Annotated in this window: 28 protein-coding genes and 1 tRNA gene; 18 read left to right on the top strand and 11 right to left on the bottom strand. The window is 63.9% G+C overall.

The genetic code is table 11. From position 1 onward, the window contains the following. The 3 genes from G568_RS0111640 to G568_RS0111650 form a co-directional block, all read right to left on the bottom strand. The coding region (locus tag G568_RS0111640; protein ID WP_026758201.1) for an IS5/IS1182 family transposase at nt 1–228 on the bottom strand (228 nt) is incomplete at its 3' end. A gap of 247 nt (nt 229–475) precedes the next feature. After that, nucleotides 476–552: transfer RNA gene (locus tag G568_RS0111645), tRNA-Pro, on the bottom strand. 79 nt (nt 553–631) lie between these two features. After that, the gene (locus G568_RS0111650) at nt 632–1630 is read right to left on the bottom strand and encodes a DMT family transporter (RefSeq protein ID WP_245582936.1); all 999 of its coding nucleotides are present in this window, start codon (nt 1628–1630) and stop codon (nt 632–634) included. Nucleotides 1631–1759: 129 nt separating this feature from the next. On the opposite strand from G568_RS0111650, the gene G568_RS0111655 reads away from it, so the two are divergent. The 10 genes from G568_RS0111655 to moaE all read left to right on the top strand — a co-directional run bounded on the left by G568_RS0111655 (nt 1760) and on the right by moaE (nt 10517). After that, complete coding sequence (locus G568_RS0111655) at nt 1760–2278, top strand: SRPBCC family protein (RefSeq protein ID WP_026758203.1); 519 nt, start codon at nt 1760–1762, stop codon at nt 2276–2278. 102 nt (nt 2279–2380) lie between these two features. Continuing rightward, nucleotides 2381–3313: an ABC transporter ATP-binding protein gene (locus tag G568_RS0111660; RefSeq protein ID WP_026758204.1), complete on the top strand. Its 933-nt coding sequence runs from the start codon at nt 2381–2383 to the stop codon at nt 3311–3313. After that, a complete protein-coding gene (locus tag G568_RS0111665) occupies nt 3310–4080 on the top strand; it encodes an ABC transporter permease (RefSeq protein WP_026758205.1) in 771 nt (256 codons plus the stop codon). The genes G568_RS0111660 and G568_RS0111665 overlap by 4 nt, the downstream gene beginning before the upstream one ends. Nucleotides 4081–4166: 86 nt before the next feature. Then, entirely contained in the window at nt 4167–4964 is a 798-nt protein-coding gene (locus tag G568_RS0111670) for a S49 family peptidase (protein WP_026758206.1), read from the top strand. A 172-nt stretch (nt 4965–5136) separates the two neighbouring features. Next, nucleotides 5137–6105: a calcium/sodium antiporter gene (locus tag G568_RS0111680; RefSeq protein WP_026758208.1), complete on the top strand. Its 969-nt coding sequence runs from the start codon at nt 5137–5139 to the stop codon at nt 6103–6105. Nucleotides 6106–6129: 24 nt separating this feature from the next. Beyond that, entirely contained in the window at nt 6130–6909 is a 780-nt protein-coding gene (locus G568_RS0111685) for an SDR family oxidoreductase (protein WP_026758209.1), read from the top strand. Nucleotides 6910–7204: 295 nt separating this feature from the next. Beyond that, nucleotides 7205–9082 carry an excinuclease ABC subunit UvrC gene (uvrC, locus tag G568_RS0111690; RefSeq protein ID WP_026758210.1) on the top strand — a complete coding sequence of 626 codons (1878 nt, stop codon included), beginning with the start codon at nt 7205–7207 and terminating at the stop codon, nt 9080–9082. A 76-nt stretch (nt 9083–9158) separates the two neighbouring features. Then, entirely contained in the window at nt 9159–9824 is a 666-nt protein-coding gene (gene pgsA / locus G568_RS0111695) for a CDP-diacylglycerol--glycerol-3-phosphate 3-phosphatidyltransferase (protein WP_026758211.1), read from the top strand. Next, entirely contained in the window at nt 9824–10069 is a 246-nt protein-coding gene (gene moaD / locus G568_RS0111700; RefSeq protein ID WP_026758212.1) for a molybdopterin converting factor subunit 1, read from the top strand. Before pgsA ends, moaD begins: the two co-directional genes overlap by 1 nt. Before the next feature lies 1 nt (nt 10070). Continuing rightward, entirely contained in the window at nt 10071–10517 is a 447-nt protein-coding gene (moaE, locus tag G568_RS0111705) for a molybdopterin synthase catalytic subunit MoaE (protein ID WP_026758213.1), read from the top strand. A gap of 39 nt (nt 10518–10556) precedes the next feature. Here the strand turns inward: moaE and G568_RS0111710 are convergent, their stop codons facing one another. The 3 genes from G568_RS0111710 to ubiA are packed head-to-tail and all read right to left on the bottom strand — an operon-like array spanning nt 10557 to nt 13892. Continuing rightward, on the bottom strand, nt 10557–10883 hold the full coding sequence (locus G568_RS0111710) for a hypothetical protein (RefSeq protein WP_026758214.1): 327 nt from the start codon (nt 10881–10883) through the stop codon (nt 10557–10559). Continuing rightward, nucleotides 10870–12858: an OmpA family protein gene (locus tag G568_RS0111715; RefSeq protein WP_026758215.1), complete on the bottom strand. Its 1989-nt coding sequence runs from the start codon at nt 12856–12858 to the stop codon at nt 10870–10872. Before G568_RS0111715 ends, G568_RS0111710 begins: the two co-directional genes overlap by 14 nt. Before the next feature lie 59 nt (nt 12859–12917). Then, nucleotides 12918–13892, bottom strand: a complete 975-nt coding sequence (ubiA, locus tag G568_RS0111720; RefSeq protein WP_026758216.1) for a 4-hydroxybenzoate octaprenyltransferase — start codon at nt 13890–13892, stop codon at nt 12918–12920. Between the two features lie 12 nt (nt 13893–13904). Between ubiA and G568_RS0111725 the strand changes: the two genes are divergently transcribed. The 4 genes from G568_RS0111725 to G568_RS0111740 all read left to right on the top strand — a co-directional run bounded on the left by G568_RS0111725 (nt 13905) and on the right by G568_RS0111740 (nt 16941). Next, nucleotides 13905–14636, top strand: a complete 732-nt coding sequence (locus tag G568_RS0111725; protein WP_037374066.1) for a 16S rRNA (uracil(1498)-N(3))-methyltransferase — start codon at nt 13905–13907, stop codon at nt 14634–14636. Continuing rightward, the gene (locus G568_RS0111730) at nt 14633–15145 is read left to right on the top strand and encodes a hypothetical protein (RefSeq protein WP_026758218.1); all 513 of its coding nucleotides are present in this window, start codon (nt 14633–14635) and stop codon (nt 15143–15145) included. The genes G568_RS0111725 and G568_RS0111730 overlap by 4 nt, the downstream gene beginning before the upstream one ends. A 71-nt stretch (nt 15146–15216) precedes the next feature. Next, nucleotides 15217–16587, top strand: coding sequence for a glutamate--cysteine ligase (locus G568_RS0111735; protein WP_026758219.1), 1371 nt, complete (start codon nt 15217–15219; stop codon nt 16585–16587). Nucleotides 16588–16671: 84 nt separating this feature from the next. Continuing rightward, on the top strand, nt 16672–16941 hold the full coding sequence (locus tag G568_RS0111740; protein WP_026758220.1) for a hypothetical protein: 270 nt from the start codon (nt 16672–16674) through the stop codon (nt 16939–16941). A 42-nt stretch (nt 16942–16983) separates the two neighbouring features. Here G568_RS0111740 and plsY read toward each other — a convergent pair whose 3' ends face one another. From plsY to G568_RS0111765, 5 genes are read right to left on the bottom strand one after another with little or no spacing between them, the layout of a single operon-like run. Then, a complete protein-coding gene (gene plsY, locus G568_RS0111745) occupies nt 16984–17589 on the bottom strand; it encodes a glycerol-3-phosphate 1-O-acyltransferase PlsY (RefSeq protein WP_026758221.1) in 606 nt (201 codons plus the stop codon). Further along, nucleotides 17590–18870: a dihydroorotase gene (pyrC, locus tag G568_RS0111750; protein WP_026758222.1), complete on the bottom strand. Its 1281-nt coding sequence runs from the start codon at nt 18868–18870 to the stop codon at nt 17590–17592. It abuts the gene before it with no gap. Beyond that, a complete protein-coding gene (locus G568_RS0111755; RefSeq protein ID WP_051202957.1) occupies nt 18867–19304 on the bottom strand; it encodes a hypothetical protein in 438 nt (145 codons plus the stop codon). Before G568_RS0111755 ends, pyrC begins: the two co-directional genes overlap by 4 nt. Beyond that, nucleotides 19304–19864, bottom strand: a complete 561-nt coding sequence (locus G568_RS0111760; RefSeq protein ID WP_026758224.1) for a hypothetical protein — start codon at nt 19862–19864, stop codon at nt 19304–19306. Before G568_RS0111760 ends, G568_RS0111755 begins: the two co-directional genes overlap by 1 nt. Continuing rightward, entirely contained in the window at nt 19861–20811 is a 951-nt protein-coding gene (locus G568_RS0111765; protein ID WP_026758225.1) for an aspartate carbamoyltransferase catalytic subunit, read from the bottom strand. Before G568_RS0111765 ends, G568_RS0111760 begins: the two co-directional genes overlap by 4 nt. A 138-nt stretch (nt 20812–20949) precedes the next feature. Between G568_RS0111765 and G568_RS0111770 the strand changes: the two genes are divergently transcribed. The 4 genes from G568_RS0111770 (at nt 20950) to G568_RS0111785 (ending at nt 24463) form a co-directional block, all read left to right on the top strand. Next, nucleotides 20950–21747 carry a uracil-DNA glycosylase gene (locus G568_RS0111770; RefSeq protein WP_026758226.1) on the top strand — a complete coding sequence of 266 codons (798 nt, stop codon included), beginning with the start codon at nt 20950–20952 and terminating at the stop codon, nt 21745–21747. Beyond that, nucleotides 21740–22357 carry a LysE family translocator gene (locus tag G568_RS0111775; RefSeq protein ID WP_026758227.1) on the top strand — a complete coding sequence of 206 codons (618 nt, stop codon included), beginning with the start codon at nt 21740–21742 and terminating at the stop codon, nt 22355–22357. Before G568_RS0111770 ends, G568_RS0111775 begins: the two co-directional genes overlap by 8 nt. A 3-nt stretch (nt 22358–22360) precedes the next feature. Beyond that, a complete protein-coding gene (moaB, locus tag G568_RS0111780; RefSeq protein WP_026758228.1) occupies nt 22361–22903 on the top strand; it encodes a molybdenum cofactor biosynthesis protein B in 543 nt (180 codons plus the stop codon). Between the two features lie 93 nt (nt 22904–22996). Next, nucleotides 22997–24463, top strand: a complete 1467-nt coding sequence (locus G568_RS0111785) for an efflux RND transporter periplasmic adaptor subunit (protein ID WP_026758229.1) — start codon at nt 22997–22999, stop codon at nt 24461–24463. Nucleotides 24464–24466 lie beyond the last annotated feature (3 nt).

Below are 24466 nucleotides of genomic sequence, written 5' to 3' on the forward strand. Positions count from 1 at the left end.
GAAGCCTGTGGTCTGGCGTAGCGCCATGCCGAACAACACTTTCATCGTCAAGCATGTCTGGATAGCGGTGTCGCTGTAGGTCTGCTGCCGACCGCGCTTACCGGTCGGCGCAGCCTCCCAGATCATCTCCGGGTCAAACCAGACTGTCAGCGAGCCACGGCGCTTGAGCGCTTCGTTATAGGCCGGCCAGTTCCTGGTCTTGTAGGTTGGGGGTGTGGGTCTGCTCATGTCGCCCAGCTACCACACTGGATTCGCGACATGAATCCCTCACGCGCTTTGTGCAACAGAGCCAACAAAATGGGCAAATCCTAAGGGTCCGACGTGCACATCAACGATTAGCGTCATGCAGACCTGTCGCCTATGGGAAAGGGACAGGCGCCACCGTGAAGCGATGACGGCATCTCGTTTCTGGGACGCGTCCCAGAAAAAAACACATCTTGCAAAACCAAAGGGCCCCTCGGGGCCCTTTTTTATATGGTCGGAGTGAGAGGATTCGAACCTCCGGCCCCTGCCTCCCGAAGACAGTGCTCTACCAGGCTGAGCTACACTCCGACCGTGGGAGGCGATTAAACCGGCTGATCGGCATTTGCAAGGGGGAATGGTCAGCTATTTACGCACCGCCCGCCGCGATTCAGTAGCGGCGGTGGACGCGCTGCGCACTGACCAGCCGGCGCTTGCGTTGCCTCTCGCGCAGGAACACGAACAGGCCCGACCCGACGATCAGAACGATACCGGCCGTGACGGCCAGATCGGGCAAGTCCCCCCAGATGATCCAGCCCCAGAACACCGCGAGCGGCAGTCCGACGTATTCGAACGGGGCGACGGTGGCCGCATCGGTAAGACGGTAGGCCTGGCTGAGAGAGTAACCGATCACCGCCGAGTTCAGGCCAAGCCCAAGGAACAGCCAGATATCGGTGCCCTGCGGCCAGACCCATTCGCGCAGCAGAAAGACAAGCGATGCGTTCTCGACCCCGTTTGCAAGGTGCCCGTCGCCCGCGACAGCGTAAACGCCCAGCGACACGATCATGAATATGCCCTGGATATAGACAGCCATGGCCGACGCGCGGGTCGAGGCGCCCAGCTTGCGCGTAAGGATCTGGAACAGTGCATAGGTCAGCGCCGCCGCCACCGGCAACAGCAACACCGCGCGCGATACCTCGAGCGCGCCGGCGCTTTGCCAGGGCTTCATCATGATCACCACGCCCATAAGGCCCACCACCACGGCGCCAAGGCGCATCGGCCCCACCTTTTCCCCCAGCATCGGGATCGACAGCAGCGTAATCATCAGCGGCGCAACGAAAAACAGGGCCGTCGCATCCGCCAGCGGCAGCACGGCAAGCGCGCCGAAAAAGGTCATGTTCGACAGCACGACCAACAGGCCGCGCGTCAGGTGCAGAAGCGGGCGCTTGGTGCGCAGGATCGCAAGGCCGCCTTCCATCTGAACCAGCATGAGCGAAAAGAAGATGCCGATACCTGAGCGGATGAACACCATCTGGTGCAAGGGGTAGCCGCCCGAAAGCTGCTTGATGAGCATGTCGTTGATCGAAATCGCGGTCACCCCGAGCAGCACGAAACCAATGCCAAGTGCGGGGTTGCCCGTCATGGGGCCGGGGGATGTCGGGGCGGTCATGGGCGTTCCTTTCATCCGTGGCTAGCATCCCCTTTGCAGTTGAACCAGTCTGTTTGCGACACCTGCCTGCTTGGCGCGGCAGCGCCGTTGGGCTAGGCTAATGCCAAGGCGACGCGAAAGGATGACCCGATGAAGATGACAGATGCCCGCGATATCAAGGCGGATCGTGCCACGGTGTGGGCCGCGCTGCTTAGTCCCGAGGTACTGAAGGAATGCGTTTCGGGGACGCAAGAGCTGACAGGTTCGCCCGAGGACGGGTTTCAGGCTGTCGTGACGCAGAAGGTCGGCCCGGTGAAGGCCACGTTCAAGGGCACCGTGACCCTGACCGAGATGGTCGAACCTGAAAGCCTGACCTTGTCGGGCGAGGGCAAGGGCGGCGCGGCGGGCTTTGCCAAGGGGGCCGCCGATGTCCGGCTGGAGGAAATCGAGGGCGGCACGCGCCTGCATTATGACGTGGATGCCAAGGTCGGCGGCAAGCTGGCGCAGCTTGGCAGCCGCCTGATCGATGGGTTCGCCAAGAAGATGGCCGATCAGTTCTTCACCCGGTTCCAGGAGGTGCTGGAAGCCCCCGAAGACGAAGAGGGTGCGCCGACCGATGAGCCGCCGGAAGCCAAGAAAAAGGGATGGTTGCACCGCCTGAGGGGGTGATCGCCCGCCACGTGTGCATGTGCGCAGGGTGCGCCCTGCGCGGCGGGGTCTTTCGCCGCGCCTGAGCCTGCCATATGGTCGGCCCGGCGAACAGGAGGGACCATGCCAGCGATCGTTACCGTGGACAGTCTGGAAAAGACATATGCCGACGGGTTCAAGGCCCTGTCCGGCGTTTCATTGGATATTGAGCAGGGCGAGGTTCTGGCCCTGCTGGGGCCGAACGGGGCAGGCAAGACCACGTTGATATCCACGATTTGCGGTCTGGTGCAGGCCACCGGCGGCAGCGTGCGGGTCGATGGCCACGACATCGTGACCGATTACCGCAAGGCGCGGGCGCTGATCGGTCTGGTCCCGCAGGAGATCACGCTGGAGCCGTTCGACAAGGTGATAAACTCGGTCCGGTTCTCGCGCGGATTGTTCGGAAAACCGCGCGACGAGGCGCATATCGAGAAAACGCTGCGCCAGCTTTCGCTGTGGGACAAGCGCAACTCGCGAATCATGGAATTGTCGGGCGGCATGAAGCGCCGCGTTCTGATCGCCAAGGCGTTGGCGCACGAGCCGCGCATCCTGTTCCTGGACGAGCCCACGGCCGGCGTCGATGTCGAGTTGCGCCGCGGCATGTGGGAAACCGTTGCCGGGCTGAAGAATGACGGCGTGACCATCATTCTAACCACCCATTACATCGAAGAGGCCGAGGCCATCGCCGATCGTGTCGGCGTGATCAGCAAGGGCCGCATCCTGTTGGTCGAGGACAAGGACACGTTGATGAACCGGATGGGCCGCAAGCAATTGCGGATCGAATTACACGAGCCGGTTTCGGAATTGCCCGATGGGCTGTCCGAGCACGATCTGGAACTGGTGGATGGCGGGGATGCGCTGATCTACACCTATGACACCACCGGCGCGCGCACCGGCATCACGCGGCTGCTGTCGGATCTGTCCGAGGCTGGCATCGTCCTTCGCGACATTCAAACAAGTCAAAGCAGCCTGGAAGAGATATTCGTCGGGCTTGTGCAAGAGGAGAACGCGGCATGATGGGCCTCAACTGGCGCGGGGTCGCCGCGATCTACCGATTTGAAATGTCACGCTTCTTTCGCACGTTGCTGCAAAGCTTCGTGTCGCCGGTGATCTCGACATCGCTTTACTTCGTCGTGTTCGGTGCGGCCATCGGTAGCCGCATCGACGAGGTGGAAGGCGTCAGCTATGGCGCCTTCATCGTGCCGGGCCTGGTGATGTTGACGGTGATGACGCAGGCGATATCGAATGCCTCTTTCGGCATCTACTTTCCCAAGTTCATCGGCACGATTTACGAGCTGCTCTCGGCGCCGGTGAATTTCCTTGAAATCGTGCTGGGCTATGTTGGCGCTGCCGCGACCAAGTCGCTGTTCATCGGGACGGTCATCATGGTGACGGCCTCGCTGTTCGTGGACATGCAGGTGTTGCATCCGCTCTCGATGCTCGCGTTTCTGCTGCTGACCTGCGTGTCGTTTGCCCTGTTCGGGTTCATCATCGGGATATGGGCCGAGAATTTCGAGCAACTGCAACTGGTGCCGCTGTTGATCGTGACGCCGCTGGTGTTTTTGGGGGGGTCTTTCTACTCCATTTCGATGCTGCCGCCGGTCTGGCAGTGGATCACCATGTTCAATCCGGTGGTTTACCTGATCTCGGGGTTCCGGTGGTCGTTCTACGGCGTGGCGGACGTGCCGATCGTATCAAGCCTTCTGGCGATCGGGCTGTTTCTGGGCCTGTGTCTTGGCGCGGTCTGGTGGATCTTTCGCAGCGGCTGGCGCCTTCGTCCGTAGGGCTGTTGTTGTTTTTGTGCCGCCGTGGAGGTTCATTGCGGGGCTGAGCCTTGTTTGTCTCCCATCGGCCATCTACATCCGGTGGCATGAAACGATTTATCCCATTCGTCCAGGGCCCGCCCGTGGTCGCGGTGATCCGGTTAACCGGCAGCATCGGCCTTGGCGGACGCGCAGCGCTTAGTGACAATGCCTTGCGCCCGGTGATCGAGCGGGCTTTTCGGCGCGGCAAGCCCAAGGCGGTGGCGCTGGTTATCAATTCACCCGGCGGCTCGCCCGTGCAATCGGCGCTGATCGCGGCACGCATCAGGGGGCTGGCCGAAAAGCACAAGTTGCCCGTGCATGCTTTTGTCGAAGATGTGGCCGCTTCTGGCGGTTATTGGCTGGCTGCCGCGGCGGATGACATATGGGCCGATGCAGGCTCGATCGTTGGTTCGATCGGGGTGATCTCGGCGGGGTTCGGCGCGCATGACCTGATCGAGCGTTATGGCATCGAGCGGCGCGTGTTCACCTCCGCGAAATCCAAAAGCATCCTCGATCCGTTCCTTCCCCAGAAGGAAGAGGATGTCGAGATCCTCAAGGGGCTTCTGGAGGAGATGCATAGCGGCTTCGTCTCCTACGTGCAGCAACGCCGCGGTGACAAGCTGAGCGATGACGAAGACCTGTTCAGCGGGCGCTTCTGGCTGGGTGGCACGGCGCGTGAGCTGGGCCTAATTGATGGCATCGCCCATCCCGAGGATAAGCTGAGAGAGCTTTATGGCGACAAGTCGGTTTTCCTGCGCTACGGGCCGCGGCGCGGCTTGATGCAACGGCTGAGTGCCTCCGTGGTCACCGATGTCATGGCTGATGTGGAGGACCGTGCGTCATTCGCGCGGTACGGGCTGTAACTTGATCCTCAAGATTGTCACCCTCTTTTTGATCGCCATCGGCGTGCTTGCCATGTTCGGCAAGCTACGGATGCCCGGTGCCCGGCGGTTGCGCGATGCGCGGTGCCCTGATTGCGGACGGCTACGGATCGGAAAGGGGCCGTGCCCCTGCAAGAAGAAGGACGGCTAAGGCATGGTTTGGGTGTTGGCAGGGCTGGGCCTGTTGATCTTGCTGCTGGCCGGCGATGCGCTGGTGCGCGGGGCTGTCAACGTCAGCTTGCGATTGGGCGTGCCGGCGCTGATCGTCAGCCTGACAATCGTGGCATTCGGCACATCCGCGCCCGAGATGCTGATTTCCGTGCAGGCCGCGCTCAGGGGGGTGCCGGGCATCGCCATGGGTAATGTCGTGGGCTCGAACACCGCCAATATCCTGTTGGTGCTGGGTATTCCCGCCATGCTTGCGACGATGCACACAGGGGAATGCGAGACGCGCAAGAATTACATCTTCATGATCCTGGCATCGGCACTGTTCATCGGGCTCGCGTTTGTTGGTCCGTTCACGGCGATAAGCGGCATGGTGCTGTTGCTGGCCCTGACCATGATCCTTGTCTTTGCCTTTTTCGATGCCCGCAGCCATCGCCGCGCCGAGGCCAGTGCACGCGAGCAGGCCATGGCCGAAGAGTTCCTGGAAGAGCTGGAAGGCGCCGACCCCGACATGCCGTGGTGGCGGATCGTGCTCTACCTGGTGCTTGGGCTGATCGGGCTGCCGCTTGGCGCCGATATTCTGGTGGATAGCGCAGTCGTGATCGCCCGGACCTTCGGTCTGAGCGAAAGCGTGATCGGCTTGACCATGGTCGCGGTTGGTACGTCGCTGCCCGAGCTGGCGACAACGGTGATGGCAGCCCTGCGGCGCGAGGCGGACGTGGCCTTGGGCAATGTGATCGGCTCCAACATGTTTAACCTGTTGGCAATCATCGGTGTCGCATCGCTGGTTAGTCCGATCCCGGTGGATGCGGAGCTGCTGAGGTTCGATCTGTGGGTCATGCTGGGCGCATCGCTGTTGCTGGCGCCGTTCGTTTTCTTTCGGTGGAATCTCTCGTTTGTATGGGGCGTGATCTTGACCGGGCTGTATCTGGTCTATGTCTGGATCGTGCTACACTGAACTGGCTGATCGGAAGGGGATACCATGACGCGCGCACTGGTCACCGGGGCAGGCAAACGGCTGGGCCGTCAGATGGCGCTGTACCTGGCGCACCGCGGCTATGACGTCGCCGTTCACTATGGCTCGTCGGAACACGAGGCGGCCGCAGTTGCCGGGGAAATTCGTGCGGTTGGACGCAAGGCGTGCGTGTTGCAGGCTGATCTTCTGCGTGAGGAAGAGGTGACGCGCCTCGTGCCTGCCGCGTCCGAGGCGCTTGGCGGTCCGATCACCTGCTTGGTGAACAACGCGTCGATTTTTGAGCATGACACGATCGAAACCGCGTCGCGCGAAAGCTGGGACCGGCATTTCGAATCGAACCTGCGCGCGCCCTTCGTTCTGACGCAGGCGGTGGCGCGGGACATTCCCGCGCCGGACACGGATACCCTGGGCGAGCCGCTGGCGCGCGGGCTGGTGGTGAACATGGTGGATCAGCGGGTGCGTAAGCTGACACCGGAATTCATGAGCTACACGCTGGCCAAGATGGGGCTGTGGGCCTTTACCCGGACCGCCGCGCAGGCACTCGCGCCAAAGTTGCGCGTCAACGCCATCGGACCGGGCCCGACATTGCAGGGCACACGCCAGAGCGATAGCCATTTTCAGCGGCAGCGCGACGCCACTGTTTTGGGGCGCGGGGCGAACCCTGCGGATATCACGGCGGCCCTTGGCTATTTCCTGGACGCGCCTTCTGTGACGGGTCAGTTGCTTTGTGTGGACGGGGGGCAGCACCTTGGTTGGCAGACGCCCGATGTCCTTGGCACCGAGTGATAGCCGCCGGGGCGTTCAGAGTTTTGCACTGCATCGCGGCACGTAAAAAATCCGTTACAAAAACGTCAATGTTTTCAGTATTTTGCCGAGAGTTAAAAAAATTACCTCCTAATATCAACTGCTTGCAATACTGCCTATTTTTTGTGCAAGCTGAGGAACTGCACTGAATGCAACGGAAATTTTGGCTTCGTCAAATCTTGTCACCAGAGTTATCCACAGAAACCGTGGACAGCTTTACCCTTGTTTGTACCGCCGAAAGATTGCAGGACACGGCAGAGAATCGTATTTCCTTCCCATGACCGCACCCAATGATCCCAAAACGCCTGCCCCCCCGACCGGGCACGAGGTGATACAAGGCTACCTGCGCACATTGGACGCGTCTCCGGGTGTGTATCGGATGCTGGATGCCCAGGCGCGGGTTCTCTACGTCGGCAAGGCGCGCAACCTGCGCGCGCGAGTGAGCAATTATGCCCGTCCCTCGGGTCATTCGGCGCGGATCGCGCGGATGATCTCGGAAACCGCGTCGATGATGTTTCTGACCACGCGCACCGAGACCGAGGCGCTGCTGCTTGAGCAGAACCTGATCAAGCAACTCAAGCCGCATTACAACGTGCTGCTGCGCGACGACAAATCCTTTCCCAACATCCTGCTGACCAAGGATCACCCGTTCCCGCAGATCCGCAAGCATCGCGGCGCCAAGAAGGAAAAGGGCAGCTACTTTGGCCCCTTCGCCAGCGCCGGCGCGGTGAACCGCACGCTCAACCAGTTGCAGAAGGTGTTCCAGCTTCGAAATTGCACGGATTCGATGTTCGCCAGTCGCACGCGGCCCTGTCTGCTCTACCAGATCAAGCGCTGTTCGGGGCCCTGCGTGGGCAAGATCTCGCAGGAAGATTACGCCGCTTCCGTGCGCGATGCCGAGCGGTTCTTGTCCGGGCGCTCGACCGGGATACAGGGAAAGCTGGCGAAGGAAATGCAGGCGGCCTCGGACGCGATGGAATTCGAGCGCGCCGCCGCCCTGCGCGACCGTATCCGCGCGCTGACGCAGGTGCAGACGGCGCAGGGGATCAACCCCCGCACGGTGAGCGAGGCGGATATCATCGCCCTGCACATGCAAGGCGGGCAGGCCTGCGTGCAGGTGTTCTTCATTCGCGCGGGGCAGAATTGGGGCAACCGCGATTTCTATCCGCGCGTCGGCGCCGATATCGAGGCGGCCGAGGTGCTGGAGGCGTTCATCGGGCAGTTCTACGACGGCAAGGAGCCGCCGCGCCAATTGCTGTTGTCGCACCCGATCGAGAATGCCGACCTTATGGCGCAGGCGTTGACCGAAAAGCTGGGTCGCAAGGTGGAAATCCTCGTGCCCAAGCGCGGTGAAAAGGCCGAGCTGATCGAGGGCGCGACCCGCAACGCGCGCGAATCCCTGGCCCGCCGCATGGCCGAAAGCGCCACGCAGGCGCGCCTGCTCAAGGGTATCGCCGAAGCGTTTGACCTGGATGCCCCGCCCGAGCGGATCGAGGTCTACGACAACTCGCACATCCAGGGCAGCAATGCCGTGGGTGCGATGATCGTGGCCGGGCCGGACGGGTTCATGAAGAATCAGTATCGCAAGTTCAACATCCGCGGCGATGACCTGACGCCGGGCGACGACTTCGGCATGATGAAAGAGGTGCTGCACCGCCGGTTCAAACGCCTGCTGAAGGAAGACCCGGATCGCGACAAGGGGCTGTGGCCCGACCTGCTGCTGATCGACGGCGGCGCCGGGCAGGTCAGCGCGGTCGCGCAGATCATGGCCGAACACGGGGTAGAGGATATCCCGATGGTGGGCGTGGCCAAGGGCATAGACCGCGACCATGGCAAAGAGGAGTTCCACCGCCCCGGTCAGCGCCCCTTTGCATTGCAGCGCAATGATCCGGTGCTCTATTTCGTTCAGCGGATGCGCGACGAGGCGCACCGCTTTGCCATCGGCACGCACCGGGCCAAGCGCGCCAAATCGGTCGGCGCGACACCGCTGGACGAGGTGCCGGGCGTCGGTGCCGCGCGCAAGCGGGCGCTGTTGGCGCATTTCGGGTCCGCCAAGGCGGTAAGTCGTGCAAACCTGGCGGATCTCAAGGCGGTCGAGGGGGTCTCGGACGGGTTGGCCGAAACAATTTATGGGTTCTTCCATGAGAAAGGTTAATCCCACGCCCCATGACGGCGGCGCTACGTGGCAGGAACGTCTTTCCAGTCCATCCGAGACAGGCTAGGAATGGCGCATGACTTGGACCGTACCCAATATCCTGACCGCGCTACGCCTCTTGGCGGCGCCCGGTGTGGCCGTGATGTTTCTGTATTTCACGCGGCCCTATGCCGACTGGTTTGCGCTGCTGCTGTTCGTGGGGGCGGCGGTGACGGATTGGTTCGACGGCTACCTTGCGCGGCTGTGGAAACAGGAAACCAAGCTGGGCACGATGCTGGACCCGATTGCCGACAAGGCGATGGTCCTGATCGCGCTGATGGTGATCGTGGGGTATTCGTCGATGTCGCCATGGTTGGTGCTGCCGGCGACGATGATTCTGTTTCGCGAGGTGTTCGTCTCGGGCATGCGGGAATTCCTTGGCGACACCGCCGGGACGCTCAAGGTCACGAACCTGGCCAAGTGGAAAACCACCGCGCAGATGATCGCGCTGGCGGTCCTGTTTTCCCAAGGCGTGTTCGAGCATTACCTGATCGCGGCATCATGGGGGATGGACCGGGAAACCTTTGACGCCGTGTTGTCCGGACAGATGCCGGACGAGGTTGGAATTGTGTGGAAATACCATGCCATGATATGGGCGGGGCGCGCGGGGTTGACCCTGCTGTGGATCGCCGCCGCGCTGACGCTGGTCACCGGGTGGGAGTATTTCCGCAAGGCGACGCCGTATCTAAGGGATGATGCGTGATGGACGTTTTGTATTTCGCATGGGTACGCGAGCGGATCGGCCTGCCCCGTGAGCAGGTGGAAACGCAGGCGCGCACGGTGAACGATCTGGTCGCCGAATTGCGCGCCCGAGAGGAAAGATACGCCGCCGCATTCGCCGACCTGTCGGCGTTGCGCGTTGCGGTCGATCAGGAACTGGCCGATTTCGACGCGCCGCTGGACGGTGCGCGCGAGGTGGCGTTCTTTCCGCCCATGACCGGGGGCTGAGATGACGATCAGGGTGCAGGAGCAACCCTTTGATCTGGGCGAAGAGGCAAACGCCTTCGCGGACGCGCAGGACGATGCCGGCGCGGTGGTCACCTTCACCGGTATCGTGCGTGACCTGCCGGGCGGCGCGGGTCTGGACCGGATGGTGATCGAGCATTACCCGGGCATGACCGAAAAAGCGTTGGGGCAGATCGCCGCCGATGCCCGTACGCGGTGGGAGTTGGCGGATGTGCTAATCATTCACCGCTATGGCGAGATGCGCGCCGGTGAGCGGATCATGATGGTCGCCGCCGCCGCCAGGCACCGCAAGAACGCTTTTGATGCGGCCGAGTTCCTTATGGATTACCTGAAATCCCGCGCGCCGTTCTGGAAGAAGGAACATACCACCGACGGCGGCGATTGGGTCGCCGCGCGGGACGAGGACGAAGACGCGCTAAAGCGTTGGTAGGGACCGCCTGCAAAGCAGATCTCGCCACAGGCCCCGCGCCTAGTTCTGGTTGGTGCGCTCGAAATAGCTGCGCAGTTCCTCGGCTTCGTGACGTGCCTCGCGCAGGCCCTCCATCGCGGCGGAAAGCTCTGCTTCGGTTTGCGATATCTGGTTGGTCAATTCCGCCTCGCGCTGCTGCATGTAGGTGATCGCCTGTTCGCGGGTCTCCTCGGCCTCGTGCAGCTCTTGCGCCATGCGCTCAAGCTCGCTCATGTCCGATTGCGCCACGCGGGTAAACCTGTGGACAAGCCAGTTGGCAAACCATCCCAGGCAAAACGCCACGAAGAGGATGATGGCCGTGACGATGATGAATTCAGTCCTGTTCATCCTGTTGGTCCGCTTCTTGTTGGGTGTCGTTGGTTTCTTCGGTGTCCGCGCTTTGCGCGCCGTCGTCTGCCGTGTCGCTGTCGGGCGCCGTGTCTTGGGCCTCTTGTTCGGTCGGGCCGTCAGTTTCGTCCGACCCCGCGCTGTCAGAGGTGTCGTCTTCGGGGCGCATAAGGCGGAATTCGATGCGGCGGTTGGCCTCTCGCCCTTCCTCGGTATCGTTGTCGGCGATCGGTTTATCCTCGCCATACCCTTTGGCAACGAATGATCCGGTCAGGATGCGCCGCGCCCGCAACGCGTTGAGCACCGCCTGCGCGCGGGCCTGGCTCAACTGCTCGTTCATGACCGCGCGGCCCTGGCTATCCGTATGGCCGCTGATTTCCAGGCGAACCTCGCCGCAATCTTTCAGGATGTCGGCTATGTCACTGATAACAGAAGCAGCTTCTGCATCGGGCGTGGCCGAGCCGGGCTCGAAGTTGATCTTGTTCTCCGCGAGAACCGCGTTGATGTCGGCGATGCATTCCTCGGGGGTGGGCATCTGCGCGACGGGATCCAACTTCTCGATATAGGTCACGTCGATCTCGAAACGCGCCTTTTCGCCCAGCTTGTCAGCCAGCAGGCGGGCAATATCGGCCTTGGCATCGGGCGATCCGGTGTCGCCAAGGACGCTCACCTCGTTTTCGGTGACGGTAATGGCGCCGTTCGACAACCGCGCCAGTGCGTCAAGCGCGGTCAGCACCCGCACCGACCACTCCGCCGGCAAGGCATCGTTGACGCGGGCCGCCATGTGCACCGCCCCCGCGCCAAAGCGCGCCTTGGCAAAGCTGTCCACTGTCTTGCGCGTGCGCTCCGTGCGCAGGTGCCCGCGCAACTGCAACAGCCCCTCGGGCGACAGGGTGGCGACGAATTCGGGCGCCGACAGGTCCTTTTCTTCTTCGGGTTCGGGCAATTCGGCGTGAAGGGTGAAGATTTCGGGCAACGTGTTTTCCAACGTCCCGGTCACGCGGTCAAACCGCTCGGGATCGGTGCCGCGCTGCGCCAGCAACGAGATGTCGGCATTGGCGAAGGTGATCACCCCGCCGCCAAGATCGTCCAGTGCCGCGATGGCCATCTCAACCGCTTCGGCCCATCGGGGGGTCGGCACGCCCAGGCCGATCGTGCAGGCGCCAGCCCCTTCCATCCCTGCCTTGCGCGCGGCGGCCAGGATGCGCTCGCGCGCCTCCTCAGAGTCGGCTGAACACGCGTCGAACCGGGCGATCCCGTCTTGCAGCACAAGGCGCAGGGTAAAGGGCGTTATGACAGGCCTGGGTGCCGAGATGTCCAGCGCCAATTCGATCTCGGGCGGTGCGCGGCGCGACAGCTCGGCTTGCAGCTCTCGCCGCGCCTCGCGGCTGTCTGCCATCGTCGTTATGTGTACCTCTCCGGCGGTCGCCGAGATCTTGGCACGCGGGAGCATCGCCGTTGCGGTGATCGTGTAGTCGATGGTTTCGGGCCATTCATCGGGAACGGGATGATCGGCGGTTTCCATGAAATCGGATACCTCGATTTCCTGCCCCTCGCCATCGATGTCGCGCAGTCGCGACAGCAGCGCGTCGCGGTCTGTCGCGCGCGGGATCAGCCCGATAAGCGACACGCCGGTATCGTTGCGCAGTATCTCGACCGAGAAGCGCGGCGGCGCGATGTCCAGGCTGGGCTGGACCTTCATCCTGTCGATGACGCGTGCGGCATCGACGATTTGGCCCGCGACCGATTGTGCCTTGAAGCGCCGCGCCTCGGATGGGGCGGTGCCTGACAGGATGACGCGCAGGCCGTTGGCGCGCACCTCCGCCCAAGGCAGATCGTTATTGTCGAGGGAGCGGCGCACGCCGATCTCGGTGCTGTCCTCGATCACGTTGACCGATACACTTGCCGCTATCACGCTGAGCAGGGCGCCGATGGCAAAGGCGGCCGCGATCACATAGGCGGAGGAAATGCGCATTGTCTTTGTTGTTCCCATTGGCTACGGCGATCTTTAGGCACTGTCGCGCCGACGTGCAATCAAAGCAGGGCCGCACCGGCGAAAAACAGCACGGGGATCAGGCCGGCATCACGGTTTGACCTGAAGAGCTTCAGCAAAACGTCGTTGTTGTCCATATCGAACCGGCGCAATTGCCATAGCATGTGCCAGCCCATGGCCCACGGCCCGGCCAGCGCGATCAGCAGCGCGGGCACCCCGCGATGATCTTGCCCCAGCATCGCCATCAGAACGGCCAGCGCCATAAGGCTGACGCAGACCACGAGGAAGCGCCGCAACCACATGGCGGTGCGGACACCGAATAGTCGCGCGGTCGACTTCACCCCGATGAGCGCGTCGTCCTCGGTATCCTGATGGGCATAGATCGTGTCGTAGAACAGGGTCCATGCCATCCCGGACAGATAGAGAACGACCGCCGGCCAACCGAGGCTCCCGGTATGAGCGGTCCATGCCAGCAACGCGCCCCAGTTGAACGCCAGCCCGAGGAAAATCTGTGGCCACCATGTGAACCGCTTGGCAAAGGGATAGATCGCCACCGGGCCAAGGGCGACAACCCCAAGGATGATGGCCGCGGTGTTGAAGCTCAGAAGGATCAACAGCGCGACCAGGCATTGCGCTGCCATCCACAGCAGCGCCTGCGTTACGCTGACTTGCCCCGATGGGATGGGCCGTGACGCCGTGCGTGCCACTGATCCGTCTATGTCGCGGTCCGTGATGTCGTTCCACGTGCAGCCCGCCCCGCGCATCAGCCAAGCGCCAATACCGCAGCCCGCGAAAATCCACAGATCGAACGCCGCGAACGCGCCGTCGTGCAGAATGCCCAGCGTCAGGCCCCACCAGCATGGCAATAGCAGCAACCACGTGCCAATCGGCCTGTCCGCCCGGCTCAGCCTCAGGTAGGGGCGCAGCGCGGCCGGGGCGTGGCGATCCACCCAATTTCCCACGACAGCGTCGGAAACCTGTCCCTGCTCCTCTGGTGTCTGCCGGGGTGCGGTCATAGTATCGGCCTCATGAGTGATGATGCGAAAATCCGTCTTTATGTAGAGCATCCCCTTGGGCAGGGGCAAACGGTTCCTTTGGACCGGGCACAGGCGCATTACCTGTTTGGCGTTATGCGTCAGGCGGTTGGTGCTATGGTGCGGGTGTTCAATGGGCGTGACGGGGAGTGGATCGCGCGGATCGCGGAAGCGGGCAAGCGTGCCGGTCTGCTGCGCTGCGAAGCGCCGGGTGCGCCGCAGTCGACGCCGCCTGATCTGTGGCTTCTGTTTGCCCCGATCAAGAAGGCGCGCACCGATTTCATCGTGGAAAAGGCCGCTGAAATGGGCGCGCGGGAGATCCTGCCGGTTCAGACCGATTTCACCAATTCCGAACGCGTCCGCCAGGACCGATTGCAGGCCCACGCGATCGAGGCGGCGGAGCAGTGCGGTGGCACCTTCGTGCCTGCCGTGCACGATTTGCAAAAGCTTGAAGCGCTGTTGGCCGATTGGCCCCCGGACCGGCAATTGTTGTTTTGTGACGAGGCCTTAGCCGGCCCGGCAACCGCGTTGCAGGACAACGCTGGCAACCGCCCGTGGGCGATCCTGATCGGCCCCGAGGGCGGGTTTTCGGACGCCGAGCGCGCGCGGCTCAATGCCATGCCGCAGGCCCACGCGGTGAGCCTTGGCCCCCGCGTGTTAAGGGCCGACACGGCGGCGGTGGCCGCGATGACCGTGTGGCAAAGCACGCTGGGAGATTGGCAATGAGCCTGATCCGTCCCGAGGCGCGTTCGACGCTGTGGAAACTGCGCGAAGTGTTGGCCGGCGCCGTGATCGGGGGGCTTGGCCTCTATTGGGGATTGACCGCGCTTGCGCCACTGTCGTGGGTCGGTTGGGGGGTGCTGTTTATTGGCTGTATTCTGTCGGTATCGGGGCTGCAAAGGGCCCGTTTCTGGCGTGGAAAGGGTGGCCCGGGCGTGGTGCGCGTGGACGAGGGGCAGGTTGCCTATTTCGGCCCCTATGACGGCGGCGCGGTCGCTCTGTCGGAGTTGTCGCGGCTTGAACTGGACCCGGCGCCGGACCCGCCCTTGTGGTATCTCTATCAACCCGGGCAGCCGGTCTTGGCGATTCCCGTGACAGCCGAAAACGCCGATACCCTGTTCGACAGTTTCGCCGCCCTGCCGGGGATGCGCACCGAACGCATGTTGTCGGCACTGCGCGGCGGCGGAGAACACCGCATCGTGATCTGGGCAAAAGAGATGCGCCGCCTACATTGACAGCCGCGCAGTTTCACCGCACTTCTGGCCCCCGGCAAACCAACAGGCACAAGATCGGAGACTTCCCCCCAATGTCTATTCCTCAATCCGGCGGCGGGCCGATCGAACACCAATCGCAACTGGCCGAGTACCTGGAAAGTGGCTGCAAGCCGCGCGACGACTGGCGTATTGGCACCGAGCACGAGAAATTCGGCTACTGCAAGGATACGCTCAAACCCATCCCGTATGCCGGGGAAAGGTCCGTTCTGGCGGTTCTTGAGGGGCTGCGCGACGGCCACGGATGGGCGCCCCTTGAGGAGGGCGGCAAGCTGATCGGGTTGGAAAAGGACGGCGCCAACGTCTCGCTTGAGCCGGGCGGGCAACTGGAGCTGTCGGGTGCGCCGTTGCACAACATCCATGAGACCTGCGACGAGGTGAACGCGCACCTGGCCGACGTGAAGGACATCGCCGACAAGGTCGGTGTCGGCTTCATCGGTCTGGGGGCCGCGCCGATCTGGACGCATGAGCAGATGCCGATCATGCCCAAGGGGCGCTACAAGCTGATGACCGACTACATGGACCGGGTTGGCACCATGGGCAAATCCATGATGTATCGCACCTGCACGGTTCAGGTGAACCTCGATTTCGCCTCCGAGGCGGACATGGTCAAGAAGTTTCGGGTGGCACTGGCCCTGCAGCCGGTTGCGACGGCGCTGTTCGCCAATTCCCCGTTCTTTGAGGGCAAGCCGAACGGCTACAAATCGTGGCGCGCGCGCATCTGGCGCGATCTGGATGCTGATCGGACGGGCATGCTGCCGTTCGTGTTCGAAGATGGATTCGGGTTCGAGCGCTACGTGGATTACGCGCTCGATGTGCCGATGTATTTTGTCTATCGCGATGGCGTTTACGTCGATGCCCTGGGCCAATCGTTCCGCGATTTCCTGCGCGGCGAGTTGCCGGCGCTGCCGGGCGAGGTGCCGACGTTGTCGGATTGGGCCGATCACCTGACCACCATCTTCCCCGAGGCGCGAATCAAGAAATACATGGAAATGCGCGGGGCCGATGGTGGCCCGTGGCGGCGGCTTTGTGCATTGCCCGCGTTCTGGGTCGGGCTGATGTATGATCAGGGCGCGTTGGATGCGGCGTGGGAATTGGCCAAGGACTGGACCGCCGAGACGCGCGAGGGGCTGCGCATCGCGGCCGCGCGCGATGGCCTGCAGGCCGAGGCGGGCGGCGTGCGCATGCACGATCTGGCGCGCGCGGCGCTGGATATCGCGGAGGCGGGCCTCAAGGCGCGGGCGCGCGAAGGGGCAGGGGGGCTTTTGCGCGACGAGACGCATTTCCTCAATGCATTGCGCGAAAGCGTCGAGACAGGCCGCACGCCCGCCGACGAACTGCTTGAGAAATACCACGGCGAATGGGCCGGCGATTTGAGCCGCGTATACACTGAGTACAGCTACTGATTGCGCGCGCCGATCCCCCCTTGCCCGAAAACGTGATCTGCCGCAGGATCGGCGGATTACGCTACAACTGGAAAGGGAACGGAAATGCGCGATTTCTTTATTAACATGTTCGAAAAGCTGGTCGGCGTGGTCGTCGTGCTGATGGAGATCGGGGTCGTGATCGGTGCCGTCGGCGCGATGGCGGGTGCGGGCCAGGGGCCGATGGGCGGCGGCATCCTTGCCGGGCTGATGATCCTGATTTTCGGGACGGTTTACGTGCTGTTCATCGGTGGGGTTTTGTATTTGATCCTCGGGATTTATCACAACACGCGCCGCACCGCCGATGCGACCGACCGGATGGCCGGTCAGGCCTGAGCATGTCGCCCCGGTTTCGGCCTCCCGCGGCCGGGGCGGGATCTACTTGGCGCCGATCCTTGGCTCGGTGCCCTTGCGCAGCCGGCTGATGTTTTCGCGGTGCTTCCAGAAGATCAACAGCGTCAGCGCGACGGTCAGGAAGAACACCTCGCCCTGCCCGAGAACAACCGCCCATATGCTTGACAGCGCGGCGGCCATCAGGGCGGCCAGCGACGAGATGCGCGCGGCGGCGGCCGTTACGGCCCAGGTGGCGCAGGCGGCCACCCCCACCGGCCATGACAGCGCCAGCATCAGGCCAAGGAACGTCGCAACGCCCTTGCCGCCGCGAAACCGTAGCCAAACCGGGTGGCAATGGCCCAGGATGGCCGCCAATCCGGCCAGTTGCGCCGCCGCCTCGCCGGTCAGGGCGCGTGCCAGCAACACCGCCACCGCGCCCTTGCTTGCGTCCAGCAGCAGCGTCAGCGCCGCGGCGCCGCGGTTGCCGGTGCGCAGCACGTTGGTCGCCCCGATGTTGCCCGAGCCGATCTTGCGCAGATCGCCCAGCCCCATCATCCACGCCAGTACGATGCCAAAGGGAATGGAGCCCAGCCCATAGCCGAGAACCGCCCAAAGGGCGAGCATCGCGCCGCTGCTGTCGATGGGGGGCATTCACAGGTCTCCGAAAATGCGGGTGCCGTTCACGTAGCTTGCCAGGACCTTACCCTGCATCCGTTGACCGTCAAAGGGCGTGTTGCGGGACTTGGATTGCAGCGTGAACCGATCGAGGATGAACGGCGCATCCGCATCGAACAGCACCAGGTCAGCGGGCGCGCCCGCCTCAAGCCGCCCTGTGGGCAGGTCAAGCCGCCGCGCAGGGTTGAGCGACATCGCGCGGAACAGTTGCGGCAGGCTCAGATCGCCGGAATGATAGAGCCTGAGCGCCGCGGGCAGCAGTGTTTGCAGCGCCACCGCGCCGCTGGCGGCCTCTTCATACGGCAGGCGTTTGGATTCCTCGTCCTGCGGCGTGTGCATGGAGCTGATGATGTCGATGAGGCCGCTTGCGACGGCCTCGACCACGGCCTTGCGGTCATCCTCGGCCCGCAGTGGCGGCTTGACCTTGAAAAAGGTTCGGTAGTCGGCCACGTCCAGCTCGTTCAACGTCAGGTGATGGATCGAGGTGCCGGCGGTGATGTCCAGCCCGTTGCGCTTGGCGCGCTCCAGCGCGGGCAGGGCGCGGGCGGTGGTGATCTGGTCAAGGTGCATCCGCGCGCCGGTCATTTCCAGCAGCGCGATGTCGCGGTCCAGCCCCATTCGCTCGGCCATCGCGGAAACAGACGGCAGCCCGCGCAGCGAGGCGAACTTGCCGCTGGTCGCGGTTGCGCCTTTGCTCAGGCCCGGTTCCTGCGGGTGGGTGATCACCAGCGCGCCCAAGCTGCGCGCATAGCCGAGTGCGCGGCTCAGGACCCGGGTGTCGGTGACGACATGGTCGCAATCGGTGAAGGCGACGGCGCCCGCATCCATGAGAAAGCCGATCTCGGTCATCTCTTGGCCCGCACGCGATTTCGTCAGCGTCGCCATTGGCAGCACGTTAACCGGCGCCGCCTCACTGGCGCGGCGGGCCACGAATTCCAGAACCTCGGGGCTATCAATCGGCGGGTCGGTGTCGGGCCGGGTGACGATGGTCGTGACACCGCCCGCCGCCGCCGCCAGCCCCGCCGAGCGGTAGGATTCCTTGTGCCGCTCACCCGGCTCGCAGACCTTGACGCCGATATCCACGATGCCCGGCGCAAGGCACTTGCCGGCGCAATCGCGCACCGCGTCCGCGTTGGGCGGGGCGGCGTCATACCCCATGTCACGGATCACACCGTTTTCAATCATCAGCCAGCCGGAGGCATCCGTTCCCTCCGCCGGGTCGATCAGGCGGGCATTGGTGAATAGGGTCGTGGTCATCCCCGTCCTCCGGCAATGGCGCGCTCAATGCGGGCCTTGGTGGCGTTGCGGTCGGCCTGGTATTTCAACAGATGCTTGTCGCCTGTATGCGTGACCAGTTGCACGGCGCTGCCCAATGTGCGGATCATCTTGATCTCGCCCAACCTGACGGCGCGGCCTTGCGGGCCCAGCACGCGGCGATTGGTCAAGTCCCAACGAACGTTCACCTCGTCCGAGGCGATGTAGAACGCCCTGAGCGCGACCGCCGCCAAGCCGCCAACCGCGCCGGTCCAGATGTGCGGGTTGCCCATGGCCCACAGGATGGCCATGCCAATAGCCATCGCAACCGCCGCCATGGTGGCCATGTCGCGCCAGTAGGTCGGCCTGTCGGCGTGAAAGCTGGCGATCACTTCTTCGCCGGGGGTCAGGTCAGTTGTTGGTGTCAGATCGTACATTACCCACCTATCCAGACCATGAGGGCCACCAGCGCGAACAGAACCAGAAGGGCCACAGTCGCCACGCGGCCGGACATGGCCGCGTCCGACGGGCGGCGTTTGGATTCGGGCGCGCCGAGCGTGCCCTTGGCGCCTTCGGCGGGGCGGTCCGCGTGTGCCAGGGTTGGAGGCCGCGCTCTGCCTTCTTGCACCGCCGCGATAAGCTGTGCGCCTTTGTCTGTGGCCAGGTGCACGTCGCGTCCGCCGAAAGCGCCCGTGCGCAGGATCGCCACCTTGCCCTGCAACCCGTCCAGTTCGGCGCGCAGCGGTTCTATCTCATCTTCGCTGATCTCGTAGCCCAGCTTGAGGAACTCGGTCAGGCCCATTTCCTGGACCTCGGCAAGCGCGACGATCTGAACATCGCGGCCGTCCAGGTCTGGCACCCCGAGCGCGGTCGCAAGCCCGTCCAGCGTGCCCATGTGTCCGATCTCCATCGACACGGCATAGGACAGGTGGAACACCCGCACGATCCCGTGTTCGGTGGCTGTGACATGGGCAGGGTCATGGGCAGGATCGCTCACACCATCACCCCGGCCGGTTCGCTGTGCAGGTTGCGCGCCAGCAGGTCCATCGCCGCCATGCGCACGGCGACGCCCATCTCGACCTGTTCCTGTATCACGCTGCGGTTGATGTCATCGGCCAGCGTGCCGTCGATCTCGACACCGCGGTTCATCGGGCCGGGGTGCATCACGATGGCGTCGTCCTTGGCATATCCCAGCTTCTCGGAATCCAGGCCGAAGCGGTGGTAATACTCGCGCTCGGACGGGATGAAGCCGCCGTCCATACGCTCGCGCTGAAGGCGTAGCATCATGACCACGTCCACCCCGTCAAGACCGGCGCGCATATCGTCGTACACCTCGACCCCGAAATCCGCGATCCCCGACGGCATCAGCGTCGGCGGCCCGATCAGGCGAATGCGGTTTTCCATCTTTCCCAACAGCAGGATGTTGGACCGCGCCACCCGGGAATGGGCGATATCGCCGCAAATCGCGATGTTCAGGCGGTGCAGGCGGCCCTTGGCGCGCCGGATCGTCAGCGCGTCCAGAAGCGCCTGCGTGGGGTGCTCATGACGCCCGTCGCCCGCGTTCAGGACGGCGCAGTTCACCTTCTGCGCCAGCAGGTCCACCGCGCCCGAATGCGGATGCCGCACCACCAGCAGATCGGGGTGCATCGCGTTCAGGGTCATCGCCGTGTCGATCAGGGTTTCGCCCTTCTTGATCGAGCTGGCCTGCATCGCCATGTTCATCACGTCCGCGCCAAGGCGCTTTCCGGCCAATTCGAAACTGGCCTGCGTGCGGGTCGAGTTTTCAAAGAACATGTTGATTTGCGTCAGCCCGGCCAGCGCATCGGCGTGCTTGATGTCGCGGCGGTTCAGATCGACGTAGCTATCGGCCAGGTCCAGGATTTCGGAAATGGCGGCCGGGCCCAAAGGCTCGATCCCCAGCAGATGACGGTGTGGAAATGTCATGGCCCGCTCCGTTCGATATGGGCTGCTTATAGGAACCATCGCCGGGCGGGGCAAGCGGCGCGGTGATGAATGCGCCGGTATCCGTGCAGGGTGGCAAAGCGTGTTTCATGCGTGTCGCATACGCAGTAACGTAGGCGCATGGATTCGGGTCTCGATTATCACACGGCGAAGGCGCTGCTGGAATGGCAGGTGGAACTGGGCGCGACCGAGGCGATCCTGGATGCGCCGGTGGATCGCTTTGCGCTGGACCCTGCGCCGGCAAAACCCGCACCGGCGGCGGCTGCGTCTGCCGCAGCGCCGCCCGCGCCCGTCGCGGAGGTCGACCCGGTCGAGGAGGCCCGAAAGCTGGCCGCGGCCGCGCCCGACCTTGAGGCGTTGCGCGTCGCATTGTCAGGGTTCACGCATTGCGATTTGCGGCGTGGCGCGCGGAACCTCGTCTTTGCCGACGGGGTGGCTGGCGCGCGCGTCATGATTATAGGCGAGGCACCGGGCCGCGACGAGGACCGCGAAGGCCGGCCGTTCGTCGGGCGCGCGGGGCAGTTGCTGGACCGGATGCTGGCCGCCATTGGCCTGTCGCGGGCGCCGGAGCAGCCAAGCGATGGCGTCTACATCACCAACGTGCTGCCGTGGCGGCCGCCGCAAAACCGTGACCCCACGCCGCAGGAAATCGCCATGATGGTGCCGTTCATGCGCCGCCACGTGGAATTGGCCGCGCCCGAAATCGTGGTGTTGATGGGCAACATCAGCTGTCAGGCGGGACTTGGGCAGCGCGGTATCACGCGGTTGCGGGGGCATTGGACGCAGGCCTATGGCGCGCCTGCCTTGCCGATGTTTCACCCCGCCTACCTGCTGCGCAAACCCCACGCCAAGCGCGAGGCGTGGGCCGATCTGCTAAGCCTTCAGGCGCGGCTGCGCGACGGGGGGCAGGATGGTTGATCCGGTTACGCTTGTGGCGTTTGTGCCGGCGGCGCTGGCGATGAACCTTACGCCGGGGGCGGACATGCTGTTTTGCCTTGGGCAGGGGATGCGCGCGGGGCCGGGGCCTGCCACTGCAGCCAGTGCCGGTATATCCGCAGGCGTGTTCGCGCATGCGCTCGCGGCGGGGCTGGGCCTAAGCGCGGTGATTGCCGCGTTGCCCGGTGCGTTTGACGTGATCCGCTGGGTTGGTGTGGCGTATCTGCTGTGGCTGGCGTGGCAATCGTTGCGGGCCGGGACCGTGCGCGCGCCGGTCGCTGCGGTGACTGCCGCGCGGGCGTTTCGCCAAGGGCTTACCGTCAACCTGACCAATCCGAAGGTGATCCTGTTCGTCCTTGCCTTCGTGCCGCAATTCGTGGATCCGGCGGGCGGGGTGCTGGTGCAGTTCCTGGTTTATGGCACAGTGCTGGCGATTGGCGGTTTCCTCATCAATGGGACGATCGGCGTGTTCGCGGGTGGCTTGGGCCGAAAGTTGGCGGCAGATGGGGCGCTTGCCTGGTGGGCCAGTCGTGTCAGCGCCGGTGTTTTCGTGCTATTGGCGGCGCGGCTGGCGCTGTTGGAGAAAGGATAAGCAATGCCTGAGCTGGACCAGAGCAAGGAGTTCGTGCCGGTGCGGATCGCGGTTCTGACCGTGTCGGATACTCGCGATCTGTCGCAGGACCGATCGGGCGATACCCTGGCCGCGCGGATCGAGGCAGCGGGTCATCAGATGGTTGACCGCAAGATCATTCGCGATGAGCGTGCAGAGATCGCCGCGCGACTGCGCGACTGGTGCGCCGATCCCGGGATCGACGTGATCATAAGCACGGGCGGCACCGGCCTGACCGGGCGCGATGTCACGGTCGAGGCGCATCGGGACGTCTACGAGAAGGAGATCACCGCCTTCGGCACCGTGTTCACCATCGTCAGCATGAACAAGATCGGCACCAGCGCCGTGCAAAGCCGCGCCACCGCCGGCGTGGCGCAGGGCACCTACCTGTTTGCCCTGCCCGGAAGCCCCGGCGCCTGCAAGGATGCCTGGGACGAGATATTGGCACCGCAACTGGATTACCGGCACCGCCCCTGCAACTTTGTCGAGATTTTTCCGCGTTTGTCCGAGCACGAGCGACGGAAATAGCGCCCCCTCGCGTATAACCTCAGCTTGGCAAGCCGGACGTGCGCACCTAGATCAAAGGGTTGGCGGGGCGGCTTGGGAAAGGAACACGGGCATATGCGCTTTCTACGCCGGAGTCTGACGGGTCTGTTTTTGTTGGCGCTGACGCTGGCGCTGCTGGTGTGGGCGGGGCAGACCGTGCGCGAGGCGGTGCAGGCGCGCATGGATGAACAGCCCCGCGCCATTCGCGGGGAAGAACGCGTTTTCGCCGTGACATTGCGCCGCGCAACCGCGCAGGACGCCCGCCCCGTGATCCGTGTTTACGGCGAGGTGCAAAGCCGCCGCACGCTGGAGCTGCGCGCGGCTGTCGGCGGGCGCATCGTGGAAATGGCCGACAATTTCAAGGAAGGCGGCACCGTGCGCAGCGGGCAGGTTCTGGCGCGGGTTGATCCCGCCGACCTGCGTGATGCGCGTGACCGCGCGCAAAACGATCTGGCCGATGCGCGTACCGAGGATAAGGAAGCCGCCGCCGCGCTGGAATTGGCGCGCGAGGATTTGCAGGCGGCGCGCGAACAGGCCGATTTACAGGAACGTGCGCTTGCCCGCCAAAAGGATTTGCTGTCGCGCGGGGCGGGAACATCGTCGGCGGTCGAGGCGGCGGAGCTGACGCTTGGCACTGCGAAGCAGGCGATTTTGAACCGGCGGCAGGCCGTGGTGCAGGCCGAAGCGCGCGTTGCCCGCGCCGCCGCGCAGCTATCGCGCGCGCGGCTGGCCCTGGCCGAGGCCGAGCGGCGCCTTGCAGATACCGTCATCCGGGCCGAGTTCGACGGTATGCTGGACGACGTCACGCTGGAACGTGGCGGCCGCATAGCTGCGGGCGAGCGTCTGGCGGATTTGATCGATGGCGATGCGTTGGAGGTGTCGTTTCGCATGTCCACAACGCAATATGCGCGCCTGCTGGATGACCAGGGGCGGCTCAGGCCGCTGGAGGTGACCGTGCGCCTTGTCACCAACGACGACGCGCTGGAGGCCTCGGGCGTGCTTGACCGCGATAGCGCGGCCGTTGGCGACGGGCAGACCGGCAGACTGCTGTTTGCGCGGCTGGACGCCGCGCGCGGCCTGAAGCCCGGTGATTTCGTCGCCGTCGAGGTGAAAGAGCCGCTGCTGCCCAACGTTGTCCGCCTTCCCGCGACGGCCATAAACACAAGCGAAGAGGTGCTTGCCCTTGGCGACGACAGCCGCCTTGAGGTCATCCCCGTGACCGTTTTGCGGCGGCAGGGCGATGATGTGCTGCTACGTGCCGATCCGGCGCTGGTGGGGCGCGAGGTGGTCGCGCGCCGCTCCCCCCTGTTGGGGGCGGGGATCAAGGTGCGGCCGCTGCGCGGCGATGGCGCAAGCCTGCGCTCGGGCGGGAAGGCTCGCACGCTCAAGTTAAGCGATGAGCGGCGCGCGCGGTTGATTGCGCAGGTGCGCGGGGATGGCAGTCTGGCCCGCGATGAGAAAGAGCGATTTTTGAAACAGCTTCAGGCCTCTGACGTGCCCGAAGCGACGGTGCGGCAGCTCGAAGCCCGCACCGGGGGCTGATCC

The sequence above is a fragment of the Sediminimonas qiaohouensis DSM 21189 genome, from assembly GCF_000423645.1.
Classification (GTDB): domain Bacteria; phylum Pseudomonadota; class Alphaproteobacteria; order Rhodobacterales; family Rhodobacteraceae; genus Sediminimonas; species Sediminimonas qiaohouensis.